Genomic DNA, 14,892 nt, shown 5'->3' with positions numbered 1-14,892 from the left:
ACACCGCTACCCCGGAGCTTTTCCCGGTTCAGCCTCTGGAACCGCTATGTCCGAATCCGACGGCGTCGTCGACACGGCGGACGTGTTCGACGCCGAGGCCGACGAGGTGGTAGTGTTCAGCGACTACGTCTGTCCGTTCTGCTATCTGGGTCGCGAGTCGCTGGAACGGTACCGGGAGCAGCGGGACGCACCGCTCGACGTGGCGTGGCACCCCTTCGACCTCCGGGGCCACAAGCGCGACGAGAACCGCGAGATCCGGGCGGACGTCGACGACGGGAAGGACGACTCCTACTTCGAGCAGGTCCGGGAGAACGTCGAGCGGCTGGGCGAGAAGTACGACGTCGAACTCGACATCGACGCGGTGCCCGACACCGACTCCTGGAACGCCCAGCAGGCCGCGTTCTACGTCCGCGAAGAACACCCCGAGCAGTTCGCGGCGTTCGACGACGCGCTGTTCGTGGCGTACTGGGACGACCACCGCGACATCGGCGACCTCGACGTGATCGCCGACGTAGCGGAGGAAGCTGACCTCGACGCCGAGGAAGTCCGCGAGGCCGCGACGGACGAGTCGTGGGCCGACCGTTTGGCGGAGCAGTTCCAGGAAGCTCGCGACCGCGGCGTCACGGGCGTCCCGACGTTCGCGGCGGACGGCCACGCCGCCCGCGGCGCGGTGCCGCCCGAGCAGCTGGAACGCCTGATCGAGGGAGAGAACTGACACGAATCCCACGAAGCACTTATACCTCGACTCCGTTCGATCCGATGTCGCGATGTCGCCCCGGTTCGGGGTAGGGGCCTTACCGGGACGACACCGCGGCGATGCGCGCATCGCCGTGCGGTCGGCCAGACGTGGCCGGTCACCCACGGCGGCATCGTTTATCGCGAGACGGGCAAACGCGACCGGAGGGAGCGGTAAACCGTCTCGATTGCGAGCGGGGAGTGGAACGACCCGCGAGCCGCGGGTCACGGCAAACGCGACCGGAGGGAGCGGTAAACCGTCTCGATTAGCGAGCGGGGAGTGGAACGACCCGCGAGCCGCGGGTCACGGCAAACGCGACCAGAGGGAGCGGTAAACCGTCTCGATTAGCGAGCGGGGAACGAAGTGTCCCGTGAGCCGCGAGTCACGGCAAACGCGACCAGAGGGAGCGGTAAACCGTCTCGATTAGCGAGCGGGGAACGAAGTGTCCCGTGAGCCGCGAGTCACGGCAAACGCGAGCCGCGAGTCACGGCAAACGCGAGCCGCGGCGCTCGCCGGCGACCCGCAGGGCTTTAGCCGACGACACGCCGAGAGCGTGCTATGTCGCAGGGAATCGTCGAAGAGTTCCTCTCTCTGAAGTCCGAGACCGACGCGGATCTGCTGATGATGCAGTGTGGCGACTTCTACGAGCTGTTCGCCGACGACGCCGAGACCGTCGCCGACGAGCTCGACCTCACGATCTCCCAGAAGTCCTCCCACGGCTCCTCCTACCCGATGGCGGGCGTCCCGCTCTCGGAGCTCACCCCCTACCTGACCGCGCTGGTCGAACGCGGCTACCGCGTGGCCGTCGCCGATCAGTTCGACGCCGACGACGGCTCGAAGTACCGCGAGATCACCCGGCTCGCCTCCCCGGGAACGCTCGTCGAGACGACCGACGACGACGCGCAGTATCTCGCCGCAGTTGTGGAAGACTCCACCGGGAACGGCGAGAGCGGGTACGGGCTCGCGTTCGCCGACATCACCACCGGCCGCTTCCTCGTCACGGCCGTCGACGGCGCCGACGCCGCGAGCGCCGAACTCTACCGCTTCGCCCCCAGCGAACTCCTGCCCGGCCCCGACGTGCGCAACGACGACGCGCTGCTCTCGCGCCTGCAGGAACGTCTCGACGCCACGCACACGCTCCGCCCGAGCGACGAGTTCGGGCCCGGACGCGCGCGCCACCGCGTCCGCGAGCGGTTCGGCGAGTCCACGCTCGAGAGCATCGGCCTCGACGAGGACTCCCCCGCCGTCCAGGCTGCGGGTGCGATCCTCGCGTACGTCGAGGACACCGGCCTCGGCGTCTCGGCGGCGATGAGCCGGCTCCAGCACTATCGTCCGGACGACCACCTCGACCTCGACGCGACCACGCAGCGCAACCTCGAACTGGTCGAGACGATGCAGGGCGGCAGCGAGGGGTCGCTGTTCGACACGATCGACGCCACGGTCTCCTCGCCCGGGCGTCGGCTGCTCCGGGAGTGGATCACGCGTCCCCGCCGCGATCAGGAACTGCTCGCACGCCGCCACGACGCCGTCGAGTCGCTCGCGAGCGCGGCGCTCGCCCGCGAGGCCCTGCGGGACTGCCTCGACGACGCCTACGACCTCGAACGCCTCGCGTCGCGGGCCGCCTCCGGCTCCGCGGACGCGGGCGACCTACTCGCGGTCAAGAACACGCTCGCGGTGCTGCCCGCGCTCGAAGAGGCGATCGACGGCACGCCGCTCGCGACCTCGCCGCTGCCGGACGTGCTCGCGAAGCCGGATCGCGACACTGCCGCCGACCTCCGGGACGAACTCGACGCGGCGCTCCGGCAGGACCCACCCAAGACCGTCACCCAGGGCGGCATCTTCCGCGAGGGGTACGACGAGGAACTCGACGAACTGATCGAGCGCCACGAGGAACTGGAGCAGTTCCTCGACACGCTCGCCGACCGCGAGAAGCGCGAACACGGGCTCTCACACGTCACCGTCGACCGGAACAAGACCGACGGCTACTACATCCAGGTCGGCAAGAGCGTCGCCGACCAGGTGCCCGAACACTACCGCGAGGTGAAGACGCTCAAGAACTCGAAGCGGTTCGTCACCGACGAACTCGAGGAGAAGGAGCGGGAGATCATGCGCGTCGAGGAGGCCCGCGGCGACCTCGAATACGAGCTGTTCGAGGAGCTCCGCGAGCACGTCGCCGACCACGCCGAACTCCTGCAGGACGCGGGCCGTGCGGTCGCCGAGGTCGACGCGCTGGCCTCGCTCGCGGACCACGCCGCGCGCAACGACTGGACGCGGCCGGAACTCACCGACGGCGACGCGCTGCACGTCGAGGCCGGCCGCCACCCCGTCGTCGAGACCACGACCGAGTTCGTCCCCAACGACCTCCACCTCGACCGCGATCGGCGGTTCCTGATCGTCACGGGGCCGAACATGAGCGGGAAGTCGACGTACATGCGCCAGGCCGCGCTGATCACCCTGCTCGCCCAGGCCGGGAGCTTCGTCCCCGCCCGCGCGGCCGAGGTCGGCCTCGTCGACGGCATCTACACCCGCGTCGGCGCGCTGGACGAACTCGCCCAGGGGCGCTCGACGTTCATGGTGGAGATGCAGGAGCTCTCGAACATCCTCCATTCGGCGACGGAGGACTCCCTCGTCATTTTGGACGAGGTCGGGCGGGGAACCGCGACGTACGACGGGATCTCGATCGCGTGGGCCGCCACGGAGTACCTCCACAACGAGGTCCGCGCGAAGACGCTGTTTGCGACACACTACCACGAACTCACGACGCTCGCTGACCACCTCGACGGCGTCGCGAACGTCCACGTCGCCGTCGACGGCGAACCGGGCGAGGAGAACGACGTGACGTTCCTCCGGACCGTCCGCGACGGCCCGACAGACCGCTCCTACGGGATCCACGTCGCGGATCTCGCGGGCGTGCCCGGTCCCGTGGTCGACCGTGCGGGCGACGTGCTCGACCGCCTGCGCGAGGAGAAAGCCATCGAGGCTCGCGGCTCGGGCGGGGGTGGCGACACGGAACAGGCCGTTTTCGACCTGAGTTCGGGCAGCTTTGGGGGCGGCGCGGAGGGCTCGACCCGGGAGTCCGTCGACGCCGACACGACTGCAGAAGCGGTCGGCGACGGTGCGGGCTCGACCGTCGACGAGGAGGCGGTCGACGTGCTCGACGAACTCGACGAGACGGACGTCGCCGAGATATCGCCGGTCGAACTGATGCAGCGCGTCGAGGAGTGGCAGTCACGGCTGGAGGACTGATCTCGCCGGCACACGGAGGCGGCGAGGACGAGTAACCGAGCGCATCGTTCTTTGCGACGCGGCCTGTGGGTCCGCGCATGCACCGAGCGCAGCGAGTCGACGCGGAGGGTCGCCCGTGACCCACCAGTTCGCAGTCACGCAGAAGGCGGTGCTGCTCGGCCCCGAACCCGAGCAGCGGCTGCTGTTGCTGGAGAACGAGAACGGCGTCTGGGAGCTCCCCGGCGGGCAGCTTCGCGTGGGCGAGCAGCCGATCCCGGGGCTGAAACGCGCGATCCGGGAGACGACCGGGCTCGACATCGACGTCGACGGGCCCGTGCTGAACACGGCCTGGGAGATCGACGGGGGCGGCGCGTTCGCGTCGATCTACCGCGCCCACAGCCCGACCGAGAGCGCGACGCTTTCGGGCGATCACGTCCGGGCGGTGTGGCTCGCCCCCGAGGAGGCCGTCGAACGCGACCTGAACAGCACCCAGAAACGTGCGATCGAGCGGACGGGGCTGCGCTGACGATGGCCGAGAACGACGAAAGCGAGCCGGGCGGCGCGGATACGCCGAACATCACCGCGCTCGACGACGAGACGGTCCAGCGGATCGCCGCCGGCGAGGTGGTCGAACGCCCCGCCTCGGTGGTGAAGGAGCTGGTCGAGAACAGCATCGACGCCGACGCCTCTCGCGTCTCCGTCGCGGTCGAGCGTGGCGGCAAGGACGGCATCCGCGTCCGGGACGACGGCGTCGGCATGACCGCCGACGAACTCGACCTCGCCGTCCGCGACCACCACACCTCCAAGATCGGCGACATCGCGGACCTCGAAACCGGCGTGGGGACGCTGGGGTTCCGAGGGGAAGCGCTCGCGGCGGTCGGCTCCGTCTCGCGGATGACCGTCCGCTCGAAGCCTCGCGGGGGCGAGATGGGCCACGAGCTCACCGTCACCGGCGGCGACATCGGCGAGCCGACGCCGGCTGGCTGCCCGGAGGGGACGGTCGTCGAGGTGGAGGACCTGTTCTACAACGTCCCCGCCCGACGGAAGTTCCTCAAAACCGACGCGACGGAGTTCGACCACGTCAACACCGTCGCCACGCAGTACGCGCTGGCAAACCCCGGCGTCGCCGTCTCGCTGGAGCATGACGACCGCGAGGTGTTCGCGACCGACGGGACGGGGAACCTCCGCTCGACGGTGCTCTCGACGTACGGCCGCGAGGTGGCGGAGTCGATGGTGGACGTGGAGTGGTCGGCGGACGAGGACGACGAGCCTGTTCACTCGGTACAGGGACTCGTCTCCCACCCCGAGACGACCCGCGCGGGCCGGGAGTACCTCTCGACGTTCGTGAACGACCGCTACGTCACTGCCTCGACGCTCCGGGAGGCGGTGCTCGACGCCTACGGCGGCCAGTTGGCGCCGGATCGCTACCCCTTCGCGGTGCTGTTCGTCGAACTCGACCCCGCGACGGTCGACGTGAACGTCCACCCTCGGAAGCTCGAAGTCCGCTTCGACGACGAGCAGGGCGTCCGCGAGTCGGTCACCGAGGCGGTGAAGGAGGCGCTGCTGGCGGAGGGGCTGATCCGCACCTCCGCCCCCCGCGGGCGATCGCAGGCCGACGAGACGCCGGTCCGCCCCGGGCAGGACGACGAGGAGGTCGTCGGCGGGGCGGGCACGCAGCACGAGGAAGCCAGCGGCGTGGCAGACCGGCGAGAAGCGCGGGATACCGGCGCCGAGAAGCGGTCCGGGCTCGGGCAGTCCTCGGATCGGTCCGGGAACGAACGCGGCTCGTCAACCCCGGCCGACTCCTCGGCCGGCGTGCGGGACACTGACGTCGCGACGGAGAGCGATCTCGACGACTGGAACGACGATGCTGCCCGGGAGGCGGAGTCGACGGTCGACGAGGGGACGACCACCGACTCCACGAGCGACGACGACTGGTCGGTCGACCTCTCCGGGGGCTCGTCGGCGTCGACGGGCGAATCGGGGGCAGGGCAGTCGCGGTCGACTGTCGGCTCGGCGTCAAGCACGGAGTCCGGAACGGACCAGTCCGGCGGTGGCTCGGTCGACGAGTCGGACCGCGCGGACTCCACGACTGAATCGTCCTCAACCCCGAACCGCGACCGCTCGTTCTCCACGGCGACCCAGCAGGCGCTCGGCGGCGGCACCGCGGAAGCCGGCGGCGAGTTCGACTCGCTACCCACGCTGCGTGTGCTCGGGCAGCTACAGGACACCTACGTCGTCGCGGAGACCGACGACGGGCTGGTGTTGATCGACCAGCACGCCGCCGACGAGCGCGTGAACTACGAGCGCCTCCGCCGGCAGTTCGCCGACGGGATGGCGAGCCAGGCGCTCGCGGAGTCGGTGCCGCTCGAACTCACCGCTCGCGAGGCCGAACTGTTCGCGAGCCACGCCGACGCGCTCGGGGAGATCGGTTTCGAGGCCGAACGTGCGACCGGCGATTGTCGGGCGGGCGCCGGAAACGATACGACCGGCGACGGTCGGCCGGGCGCCGGCGACGACCGCACGGTCGAGGTGACGGCGGTCCCGGCGGTGTTCGACGCCACGCTCGACCCCGAACTCCTGCGGGACGTGCTCTCGGCGTTCGTCACCGAGGGCGATGGCGAGGCGGCGGTCGACGACGCCGTCGACGATCTGCTCGCGGATCTGGCCTGCTACCCCTCGGTGACGGGGAACACCTCGCTGACCGAGGGCTCGGTGAGCGACCTGCTGTCGGCGCTGGACGACTGCGAGAACCCGTACGCCTGCCCGCACGGTCGCCCCGTGATCGTGGAGATCTCGGGCGAGGAGATCGGTGAGCGGTTCGAGCGCGACTACCCTGGACACGGCGGACGCCGGCAGTAACGGACGGCGACTCTCGTGTCGCCGTCAACGGACCGAGGCGGCGTCGGGCACGGCGGACGCCGGCGATAGGAGGCGGCGTCGGGCACGATGAACGTCGCCGCGAGTAGCTACTCCTCACTCAGCACGTCCGCCAACTCCTCGGCAACGTACGCCCCCAGTTCCGCCTTGCTGCCGGTGAACTCCACGTACCCCTCGCCGCGCACCAGCAACGCCCGTGTCTCGTCGCCGCCCATCACGCTCGCGTCGTTGGCGACGACGAACGAGAGCCCGGCGCGGTCCATGATCCGCCTCGCCTCGTCGACCAGTGCCTCGTCGTCGCCGGCGGTCTCGGCTTTGAAGCCGACGATCGGCAGGTCGGGATGGCCGTCCCGAACGTCGTCGATCAGCTTCGGCGCCGGAGTGAGCGTCAGCGTGCGCTCCTCGCCGGATTTGATCTTCTCCGCGGCGGTGTCGACGGTGAAGTCCGAGATCGCGGCCGCGGAGATCAGTGCGTCGCCGCCGACCGAGAGCGTCTCCAGCACGGCGTCACGCATCTCTGCCCCCTGCTCGACCTGTCGAACTGCGGCGTAGGGCACGTCGCCGCCGTCGTGGACCAGCGTCACGTCGGCGCCGCGAACGTAGCAGGCCTTCGCGACTGCTCGCCCCGTCTTCCCCGACGCGCGGTTGGTGAGCGTCCGGATCGGATCGATCGGCTCGCTGGTCGCGCCCGCGGTGACAACGACGTGCTGGTCGGCCAGAGAGTCCGGCGTCACTGCGCGGGCGACCTCGGTGACGATCGCCTCCTCGGTCGCGATCTTGGCTTTCCCTTCCTCGATCCGCGGGTCGGCGAACTCGACGCCCCAGGACTCCACGCGGTCGATCGCGTCCAGTACGCCCGGATGGTCGTACATCGGTTCGTGCATCGCGGGCGCGATCACGACCGGCACGTCCGCGCCGAGTGCGGTCGTCGCGGTCGTCGTCACCGGCGAGTCGTCGATGGCGGCAGCGATCTTCCCGACGGTGTTCGCGGTGCCGGGCGCGATCAGGAGCACGTCCGCCCAGCCGTCACGGCCACAGAGTTCGACGTGTTCGACTCCCCCGGTGAGTTCGGTGATCGGTTCGCGGCCGGTGGCGAACTCCACCGCCCAGGGGTGGACGATTCCCTGTGCGCTCTCGGTCAGCACGCCGCGGACTTCGGCGCCCTGCCGGCGGAGTTCGTGGGCGAGTTCGACGACTTTCACCGCCGCGATACTGCCGGTGACACCGAGCGCGACGTTGACGCCTTCGAGCATCGACCGACCGGTGGGACGCCGGGGGCTTAAACACCGCCCGCGCCTACTCGGATCCGTGTGTACGCTGACGCTCGCCTGGCAGACCTTCGACGACGCGCCCGTGGCCGTGGCCGCGAACCGCGACGAGCAACGTGACCGGCCCTCAGAGCCGCCTGCGCGGCTCGGGACGGAGCCGACCGTGATCGCGCCCCGAGACGCGAAAGCTGGAGGGACCTGGCTGGGGTACAACGAGTCCGGGCTGTTCGTCGGGATCACGAACCGCTGGACCGACGCCGACCTCGCGGGCGAGCGCTCGCGGGGGCTGCTCACCCGCGACGCGCTGCGGGAGCCCTCCGCGACGGAGGCCGTCACGATGGTCGAGAACGCCGTCGAAGCGGACGAGTACGCGGGGTTCAACCTCGTGCTCGCCGACGCCGACGCGGCGTACCTGCTGGAGTGGGACGGCCGACTGCTGGTCCGCGAACTGGAGCCGGGGGTCCACGTCGTCGTCAACGTCGGCGCCAGCGACGCGCCCGCGATCCCGTTTTCCGAACCCGAACGCGGGCAGGAGCAGGCCGAGGACGCCGCGGCCGTCCGGACCGAACTCCTCCCCGACCCCGACGAGGACAGCGACGCGTGGCTCGACCGCGCGAAGGCGGTGCTCGGCGATCACGACTACGGCGTTTGCGTCCACCAGAACGGCTACGGGACTGTGTCGGCGTCGTTGCTCTCGCTGGGCGACGACGGAGAAGTCAGGTTCGAGTTCGCCGACGGGTCGCCGTGTGAGACGGCGTTCGAGCCCGTCGACGCGGCGGTCGATCTCGACGCGGCGTAGCTCGATTCTTCGCCTACCGCCTTCGGTCCGATCGTTCTACCGTCGGAGCGCCGCGTCCGCGGCGGCGCCCACAACCACACCCGCGGCGAACCCCGCTGCGGCGACTTTCCGTCGGCGCGCGGCCACCTCTGCTGGGAAGTACTCCTCCGTCAGGTCGAGCGTGCGCTCGGCGAGCTGGTGGCGCGCCGCGGCGGCCTCCTCGCTCTCGGCTGCCCGGGCCCGAAGCGCCTCGTAGCGGCGCCGGAGCTGCTCTGCAGCCATCTCGCTGTCGATACCGCGCTGGACGTTGCTGAGTTCCATACTCCTCCTCCGCTGTCAGCGGAGATAACTGTTGCGTGCGAAAGGACAGGAGTTCGCACGCTCGCTCCGGCGGCGCCCGTTAGAGCGAGAACCGCGCAATCGTCTCGTGCTCCGCGCCGTCGTCGCCGAGGACCGAGCGCTTCAGGCGGAGCTCCTCGGCCGTGAAGCGGCCGACCGTCGGATCGGTGTTCCGGATTCGGTCCTGCACGAGGTCCTTCCCGCGAGCGTCGTTCATGCGGGCGAGCGTGACGTGGGGCGTGAAGGGGTTGTCCGCTTCCTCGAACCCTCTGTCGGTGGCCTCCGTTTCGAGTGCGGCCGCGAGTGATTCGAGGTCGGCGGCGCCGTCGCGCACGCCCGCCCAGACCACCGAGATGTACTCCTCGGACGGGAACGCGCCGAGGCTGCCGACCTCCATCTCGAACGGGTCGAGATCGGCCGCGTTGACCGCCGCCGCGCCGGCGGCTTTCGCGTCGCCGACCGTCGGCTCCTCGTCGGCCTCGTCCTCCGTGGGGGTATCCCCGAGAAACTTCATCGTCAAGTGCGCCTGGTCGGGGTCGGTGAAGTTCAGCCCCTCCGCAGCCGCGAGGTCGTCCTGTAGCGCCGCGAACGGCTCGCGGAGGTCGTCGGGCAGGTCGATCGCGAAGAACAGTCGCATACCGGGCGGCAGGGGCCGGCGGCCGCTAAGCGTTGGGGCTCGGTCGACGGGAGTCAGTCGTCCGCGGGCGCGTGGCCACCCTCACCGTGCTGCTTCGTGTAGGGAAGCTTCCCGCCGGCGGAGAGGAGGTCGCGCTGTCGCTCGGAGGCGTCCAGTCGCGTGGTCGCGGTCCACTCGTCGTTCACGCGGATCGTGAACGCCTCCCTGCCCGCGGTCACCCCCTCGTCGACGTCGCCGACGATCGCGACCTCGTCGCCCTGCTCGATGCGGTCGTACGTCGCCGCGTCGATCGTCAGCGGGAGCAGTCCGAAGTTGAACAGGTTCGCCTCGTGGATGCGGGCGAAGCTCCGGGCCAGCACGGCCTCGACGCCGAGATACATCGGACACAGCGCCGCGTACTCCCGGGAGCTTCCCTGCCCGTAGTTCTCCCCGGCGACCAGCACGCTGCTGTCGGTCGCGAGCGCCCGCTCGGCGAACCCCTCGTCGATCCGCGAGAGCGTGAAGTTGCTCAGTTCGGGGATGTTCGACCGGTAGATCGACACGTCCCCCGTCGCCGGGATGATGTGATCCGTCGTGACGTTGTCCCCCATCTTCAGCAGCGCCGTCCCCGACAGGTCGCTTCCGAGGGGCGCTTTCAGTGGAACCTCGCCGATGTTCGGCCCCTTGATGAGTTCGTCGTCGACGGCCTCCTCCGGCGCGATGAGCCCCGCCTCGGAGTCAGGGTAGCGCTCCGGGAGTTCGACTCCGGGGGGTGTCGGCCCGTCCGGTTCCCGGGCCAGCGTCCGGGGGTCGACGATCTCCCCCTCGATCGCCGCGGCGGTCGCGACCTCCGGCGAGCAGAGGTAGACGGCGTCGTCTTCGAGCCCGGAGCGCCCCCGGAAGTTCCGGTTGAACGTCCGCACGGAGACGGAGTCCGACGCGGGGACGTGGCCGATACCGACACACGCGCCGCAGGTCGCCTCGGAGACGTTCACGCCGGCGGCCATCAGCTCGGCCGTCCACCCCTCGCGGGCGAGCATCTCGGTAGTTCGTCTGGACCCCGGCGCGACGATCATCTCGGTCCCGCGATCGACCGTTCGGTCCTCGAGCATCTTCGCGGCCGGGAGAACGTCCTCGTAGCCGCCGTTGGTGCAGGAGCCGATCAGCACCTGATCGACGCTCGTTCCCGCCACCTCCGCGACCGGAACGACGTTGTCGGGCATCGACGGCTCCGCGATCAGGGGCTCGATCGCCGAGAGGTCGACGACGAGCTCGTCGTCGTACTCAGCGTCGTCGTCGGGGGCGATCTCGATGTAACAGTCCTCCCGGCCCAGCCGTTCGAGGTACGCCCGCGTCGCGTCGTCGGACGGGAAGACGGAGCTCGTCGCCCCCAACTCCGTCCCCATGTTCGTGATCGTGGTGCGCTCGGGGACGGTGAGCGTCTCGACGCCGGGGCCGGTGTACTCGAACACTTTCCCGACCCCGTAGTTGACCGAGTGTCGGCGCAGGAGCTCGAGGATCACGTCCTTGGCGGTCGCCCATCCGGGCAGCTCACCCTCCAGCCGGACCTCGACGATCTCGGGCATTTCGACGTAGTAGGCGCCGCCGCCCATCGCGACGGCAACGTCGAGGCCGCCGGCGCCGATGGCTAACTGCCCGAGCCCGCCCTGTGTGGCGGTGTGGGAGTCGCTGCCGAGCATCGTCTTCCCGGGCGCCGCGAACCGCTCCGTGTGGACCTGGTGGCAGATGCCGTTGCCGGGCTCCGAGAAGTGCGCGCCGAAGCTGCCCGTCGCCGAGCGGAGGAACCGGTGGTCGTCGGTGTTCCGGAAGTCGTACTGGTAGGCGTGGTGGTCGCAGTACTGCGCCGCGAGTTCGGTCTGGACCTCGTCGAGATCCAGCGCTTCGAACTGGAGCCAGACGAGGTTCCCCGTCGTGTCGTGGAGCAGCGCCTGATCGACCTCGATCCCGATCTCCTCGCCCGGGGTGAGGCTCCCGTCCACGAGATGTGCCTCGAGTATCTGCTCGGTGACTGTGCCGGCCATACTGGCGACTCTCCGATACGGCGGGTAAGGCTTTCGCCTCCGAGATGTGTGAACACGGAGCGATACGGGAGTCGGAACTGCGCGACGCGTAACCCTTACCCCCGACGACCGCGAACCGCGAGTAATGAGTGACAACCCCCGTGAGGACCGTGACCACCAGTTCTCGGAGGGGCAGGGGCTCCCCGACGAGTTCGAGGAGTTCGACATCGACCCGCCCGAACTGAAAGTCGACCCCGGCGAGGTCGACCCCGTCGACACCCGGGTGCTGTCGGACCTGCTCGACGAGCGCAACATCGCGAAGGAGGAGGTCGACACCGACCAACTGATCGACGTCGGCGTCTCCTACACGAAGATCAACCGCTTCGAGGAGGCGACGGCGACGTTCGAGCGCGCCGCGCAGTTCGCCGAGGACCCCCAGAAGGAGCAGGAGGCCTGGGTGAACAAGGGCGCCGCCCACGCCGAACTCGAGGAGTACGACGAGGCGATCGGCGCGTACAAGGAGGCGATCGACATCGATGACGACTCCGAGCACGCCGCCACCGCCGAGACGAACCTCGCCTACGCCCTCTGGGAGTTCGGCCAGAGCGAGGAGGCGCTGCGCCACGCCGAGAACGCCGTCGAGATCGACCCCCGGTTCGCGCAGGCCTGGTACAACCGCGGCTTCTTCATGCTCGAACGCGGGCTCGCCGAGGACGCCGTCGACTGCTTCGAGAACGCCCAACGCCTCGGCATGAACAACGCCGAGGTGCTGGAGGAGAAAGTCCGCGCGCTCGAGGAGGTCGGCCGCGAGGAGGAGGCCGAGGAGGTCCGCCAGCGTGCCGAGGAGATGCGTGAGGAGGCCGAACAGGAGATGGTCGAGGAGTACTGATGCTGCTGCGCGAACGGGAGACCGAACGCGGCCTGCTCGTCTCGGTGTGTGACGCCGACCTGCTCGGCCGCACGTTCGAGAACGGGGAGGTCTCGATCACCGTCGAGGAGTCGTTCTATGGCGGCGACGGCGCCGTCGAGGCCGACGCCGACGCGGTCGTCGACGGCCTGCGCCGGGCCTCAGTCGCGAACCTCGTCGGCGAGGAGTGCGTCGGCGTCGCCGTCGAAGCGGGCATCATCGACGAGGCGACGGTGCTGGAGGTCGGGGAGACCCGCCACGCACAGCTGTTGCAGTTCTAAGCCGGGAACTCCTCCCGTTCCGTTCGCTCGACCGACCAGCGACTGCTGCGCTGTCGGTGAAAAAGCGGACCCCGATCGTTGCGGGACGACCGGGAATCGAGAAGGGAGCGCGGTCAGCTGTGGGTGTGCCGGAATGTGGATGTGGGGGAATGCCGGAATGCGTCGGTGGCTGACCGCCTCCCAGCGATCAGGGTGATCGCTCCGCATGTATCCCCCTGACGGCTATACATATTACCGTCCGATAGCGGTGGGGCTATACAGATACACCACTTCGGTCGGTTCGTTCCCGACGGTTTCTGGTCCGGCAGTGGCTCGCGGCGTTTTTCCGGGCAGATCGCGTTGCTCGCGGGTCGCTTCGCTCCCCGCTCGCTTTTCCGGGGTCGTTTGCCTCCGCTCGCTGTCGCTCGCGGCGTTTTCCGACCCCGCTACCGAAGACCCCTTCCCCCTCCAACCCCCAGTATCTCGTAATGGCTACCCACGAGACGACCGCGCTCGACGTCGACGCCATCCGGGAGGATTTCCCCATCCTCGACCGGAAAGTCGGCGGCGACGTGACCGTTCCCGGCCCGGACGAGGGTGACGACACGACGCTGTACTACCTCGACAACGCCGCGACCAGCCACACGCCGAAGCAGGTCGTCGAGGCGATGACCGAGTACTACTACCAGTACAACTCCAACGTCCACCGCGGCATCCACAGCCTGAGTCAGGAGGCATCCGTCGCCTACGAGGAGGCCCACGACCGCGCCGCCGAGTTCGTCGGCGCCGACGGTCGCGAGGAGATCGTGTTCACCAAGAACACCACCGAGGCGTTCAACCTCGTCGCCTACACCTGGGGGCTAACCGAGCTCGAACCGGGCGAGAACGTCGTCACCACGCAGATGGAGCACCACGCCTCCCTCGTGACGTGGCAGCAGCTCTGTGCCAAAACGGGCGCGGAGATCCGCTACGTCGAGATCGACGACGACGGGCGGCTCGACATGGACGACCTGCGCGAGAAGGTCGACGACGACACCGCGATGGTGAGTACGGTCCACATCTCGAACACGCTCGGGACGATCAACCCCGTCGCCGAGATCACGGACATCGCCCACGAGCACGACGCGCTCTCCTTCGTCGACGGCGCACAGGCCGTCCCCACGCGCCCGGTCGACGTGGACGCGATCGACGCCGACTTCTACGCGTTCTCGGGCCACAAGATGCTCGGCCCGACGGGGATCGGCGTACTCTACGGGAAGGAACACCTGCTCGAAGAACTCCCGCCGTTCCTCGTCGGCGGGTCGATGATCCGCCGCGTGGAGTTCGAGGACTCGACGTGGGAGGACCTTCCCTGGAAGTTCGAGGCCGGCACGCCGCCGATCGCCGAGGCCGTCGGCTTGACTGCCGCCATCGACTACCTCGAGGACGTGGGGATGGACGCGATCGCCCAGCACGAGGCCGAACTCGCGGGGTACGCCTACGACCGCCTGAACGAGTTCGACGACATCGAGATCTACGGCCCCCGCGAGGAGCGCGGCGGGCTGGTGGGGTTCAACCTCGAGAGTGTCCACGCCCACGACCTCTCCTCGATCCTCGACGATCACGGCGTCGCGGTCCGCGCGGGTGACCACTGCACCCAGCCGCTGCACGACGTGCTGGGCGTCCCCGCCTCGACGCGGGCCTCGTTCTACCTCTACAACCGCAAAGACGAGATCGACGAACTGATCGAGGCCGTCGATACGGCGCGCGAACTGTTCGCCTGATCGGCTCTGGGGTCGCGGTGGCGCGAATGCGGAGCGCGCTCCGTCGCGCGACGGGCGCGAGGGATGAGCGAGTGAGCAACGCGAACGAGCGAATCGGCT

Annotated in this window: 12 protein-coding genes; 8 read left to right on the top strand and 4 right to left on the bottom strand. The window is 69.3% G+C overall.

The features are described from left to right. Positions 1-46 precede the first annotated feature (46 nt). From B4589_RS13325 to mutL, 4 genes are all read left to right on the top strand, one after another. Positions 47-715 (top strand): DsbA family protein, encoded by a 669-nt coding sequence (locus tag B4589_RS13325; RefSeq protein ID WP_079234722.1) that lies wholly within the window; start codon positions 47-49, stop codon positions 713-715. A gap of 579 nt (positions 716-1,294) precedes the next feature. Further along, the gene (mutS, locus tag B4589_RS13320; RefSeq protein ID WP_079234721.1) at positions 1,295-3,982 is read left to right on the top strand and encodes a DNA mismatch repair protein MutS; all 2,688 of its coding nucleotides are present in this window, start codon (positions 1,295-1,297) and stop codon (positions 3,980-3,982) included. Between the two features lie 115 nt (positions 3,983-4,097). After that, complete coding sequence (locus B4589_RS13315; protein WP_079234720.1) at positions 4,098-4,487, top strand: NUDIX domain-containing protein; 390 nt, start codon at positions 4,098-4,100, stop codon at positions 4,485-4,487. 2 nt (positions 4,488-4,489) lie between these two features. Beyond that, positions 4,490-6,823 (top strand): DNA mismatch repair endonuclease MutL, encoded by a 2,334-nt coding sequence (mutL, locus tag B4589_RS13310; RefSeq protein ID WP_079234719.1) that lies wholly within the window; start codon positions 4,490-4,492, stop codon positions 6,821-6,823. Between the two features lie 107 nt (positions 6,824-6,930). Here mutL and coaBC read toward each other — a convergent pair whose 3' ends face one another. Continuing rightward, entirely contained in the window at positions 6,931-8,094 is a 1,164-nt protein-coding gene (gene coaBC, locus B4589_RS13305; RefSeq protein WP_079234718.1) for a bifunctional phosphopantothenoylcysteine decarboxylase/phosphopantothenate--cysteine ligase CoaBC, read from the bottom strand. Positions 8,095-8,149: 55 nt separating this feature from the next. On the opposite strand from coaBC, the gene B4589_RS13300 reads away from it, so the two are divergent. Beyond that, on the top strand, positions 8,150-8,908 hold the full coding sequence (locus B4589_RS13300) for an NRDE family protein (protein ID WP_079234717.1): 759 nt from the start codon (positions 8,150-8,152) through the stop codon (positions 8,906-8,908). 36 nt (positions 8,909-8,944) lie between these two features. Here the strand turns inward: B4589_RS13300 and B4589_RS13295 are convergent, their stop codons facing one another. The 3 genes from B4589_RS13295 to B4589_RS13285 form a co-directional block, all read right to left on the bottom strand. Continuing rightward, entirely contained in the window at positions 8,945-9,208 is a 264-nt protein-coding gene (locus tag B4589_RS13295) for a hypothetical protein (RefSeq protein ID WP_079234716.1), read from the bottom strand. Positions 9,209-9,287: 79 nt separating this feature from the next. Continuing rightward, a complete protein-coding gene (thpR, locus tag B4589_RS13290) occupies positions 9,288-9,863 on the bottom strand; it encodes an RNA 2',3'-cyclic phosphodiesterase (protein ID WP_079234715.1) in 576 nt (191 codons plus the stop codon). A 53-nt stretch (positions 9,864-9,916) separates the two neighbouring features. Further along, positions 9,917-11,884, bottom strand: a complete 1,968-nt coding sequence (locus B4589_RS13285) for an aconitate hydratase (protein WP_079234714.1) — start codon at positions 11,882-11,884, stop codon at positions 9,917-9,919. Positions 11,885-12,008: 124 nt separating this feature from the next. On the opposite strand from B4589_RS13285, the gene B4589_RS13280 reads away from it, so the two are divergent. The 3 genes from B4589_RS13280 (at position 12,009) to B4589_RS13270 (ending at position 14,793) form a co-directional block, all read left to right on the top strand. Beyond that, positions 12,009-12,752, top strand: a complete 744-nt coding sequence (locus B4589_RS13280; protein ID WP_079234713.1) for a tetratricopeptide repeat protein — start codon at positions 12,009-12,011, stop codon at positions 12,750-12,752. Continuing rightward, a complete protein-coding gene (locus tag B4589_RS13275; RefSeq protein ID WP_079234712.1) occupies positions 12,752-13,051 on the top strand; it encodes a DUF424 domain-containing protein in 300 nt (99 codons plus the stop codon). Before B4589_RS13280 ends, B4589_RS13275 begins: the two co-directional genes overlap by 1 nt. 467 nt (positions 13,052-13,518) lie before the next feature. Next, the gene (locus tag B4589_RS13270; protein WP_079234711.1) at positions 13,519-14,793 is read left to right on the top strand and encodes an aminotransferase class V-fold PLP-dependent enzyme; all 1,275 of its coding nucleotides are present in this window, start codon (positions 13,519-13,521) and stop codon (positions 14,791-14,793) included. Positions 14,794-14,892: the final 99 nt, after the last annotated feature.

This window comes from Halolamina sp. CBA1230 (assembly GCF_002025255.2).
Classification (GTDB): Archaea; Halobacteriota; Halobacteria; order Halobacteriales; family Haloferacaceae; genus Halolamina.
This window is presented reverse-complemented; position numbering and strand designations above follow the sequence as displayed.

Coding starts and splice junctions, on each gene's coding strand:
- B4589_RS13280 (WP_079234713.1), top strand. CDS start 12,009: ATGAGTGACAACCCCCGTGAGGACCGTGACCACCAGTTCTCGGAGGGG.
- B4589_RS13295 (WP_079234716.1), bottom strand. CDS start 9,208: ATGGAACTCAGCAACGTCCAGCGCGGTATCGACAGCGAGATGGCTGCA.
- B4589_RS13270 (WP_079234711.1), top strand. CDS start 13,519: ATGGCTACCCACGAGACGACCGCGCTCGACGTCGACGCCATCCGGGAG.
- coaBC (WP_079234718.1), bottom strand. CDS start 8,094: ATGCTCGAAGGCGTCAACGTCGCGCTCGGTGTCACCGGCAGTATCGCG.
- B4589_RS13285 (WP_079234714.1), bottom strand. CDS start 11,884: ATGGCCGGCACAGTCACCGAGCAGATACTCGAGGCACATCTCGTGGAC.
- B4589_RS13325 (WP_079234722.1), top strand. CDS start 47: ATGTCCGAATCCGACGGCGTCGTCGACACGGCGGACGTGTTCGACGCC.
- mutS (WP_079234721.1), top strand. CDS start 1,295: ATGTCGCAGGGAATCGTCGAAGAGTTCCTCTCTCTGAAGTCCGAGACC.
- mutL (WP_079234719.1), top strand. CDS start 4,490: ATGGCCGAGAACGACGAAAGCGAGCCGGGCGGCGCGGATACGCCGAAC.
- thpR (WP_079234715.1), bottom strand. CDS start 9,863: ATGCGACTGTTCTTCGCGATCGACCTGCCCGACGACCTCCGCGAGCCG.
- B4589_RS13275 (WP_079234712.1), top strand. CDS start 12,752: ATGCTGCTGCGCGAACGGGAGACCGAACGCGGCCTGCTCGTCTCGGTG.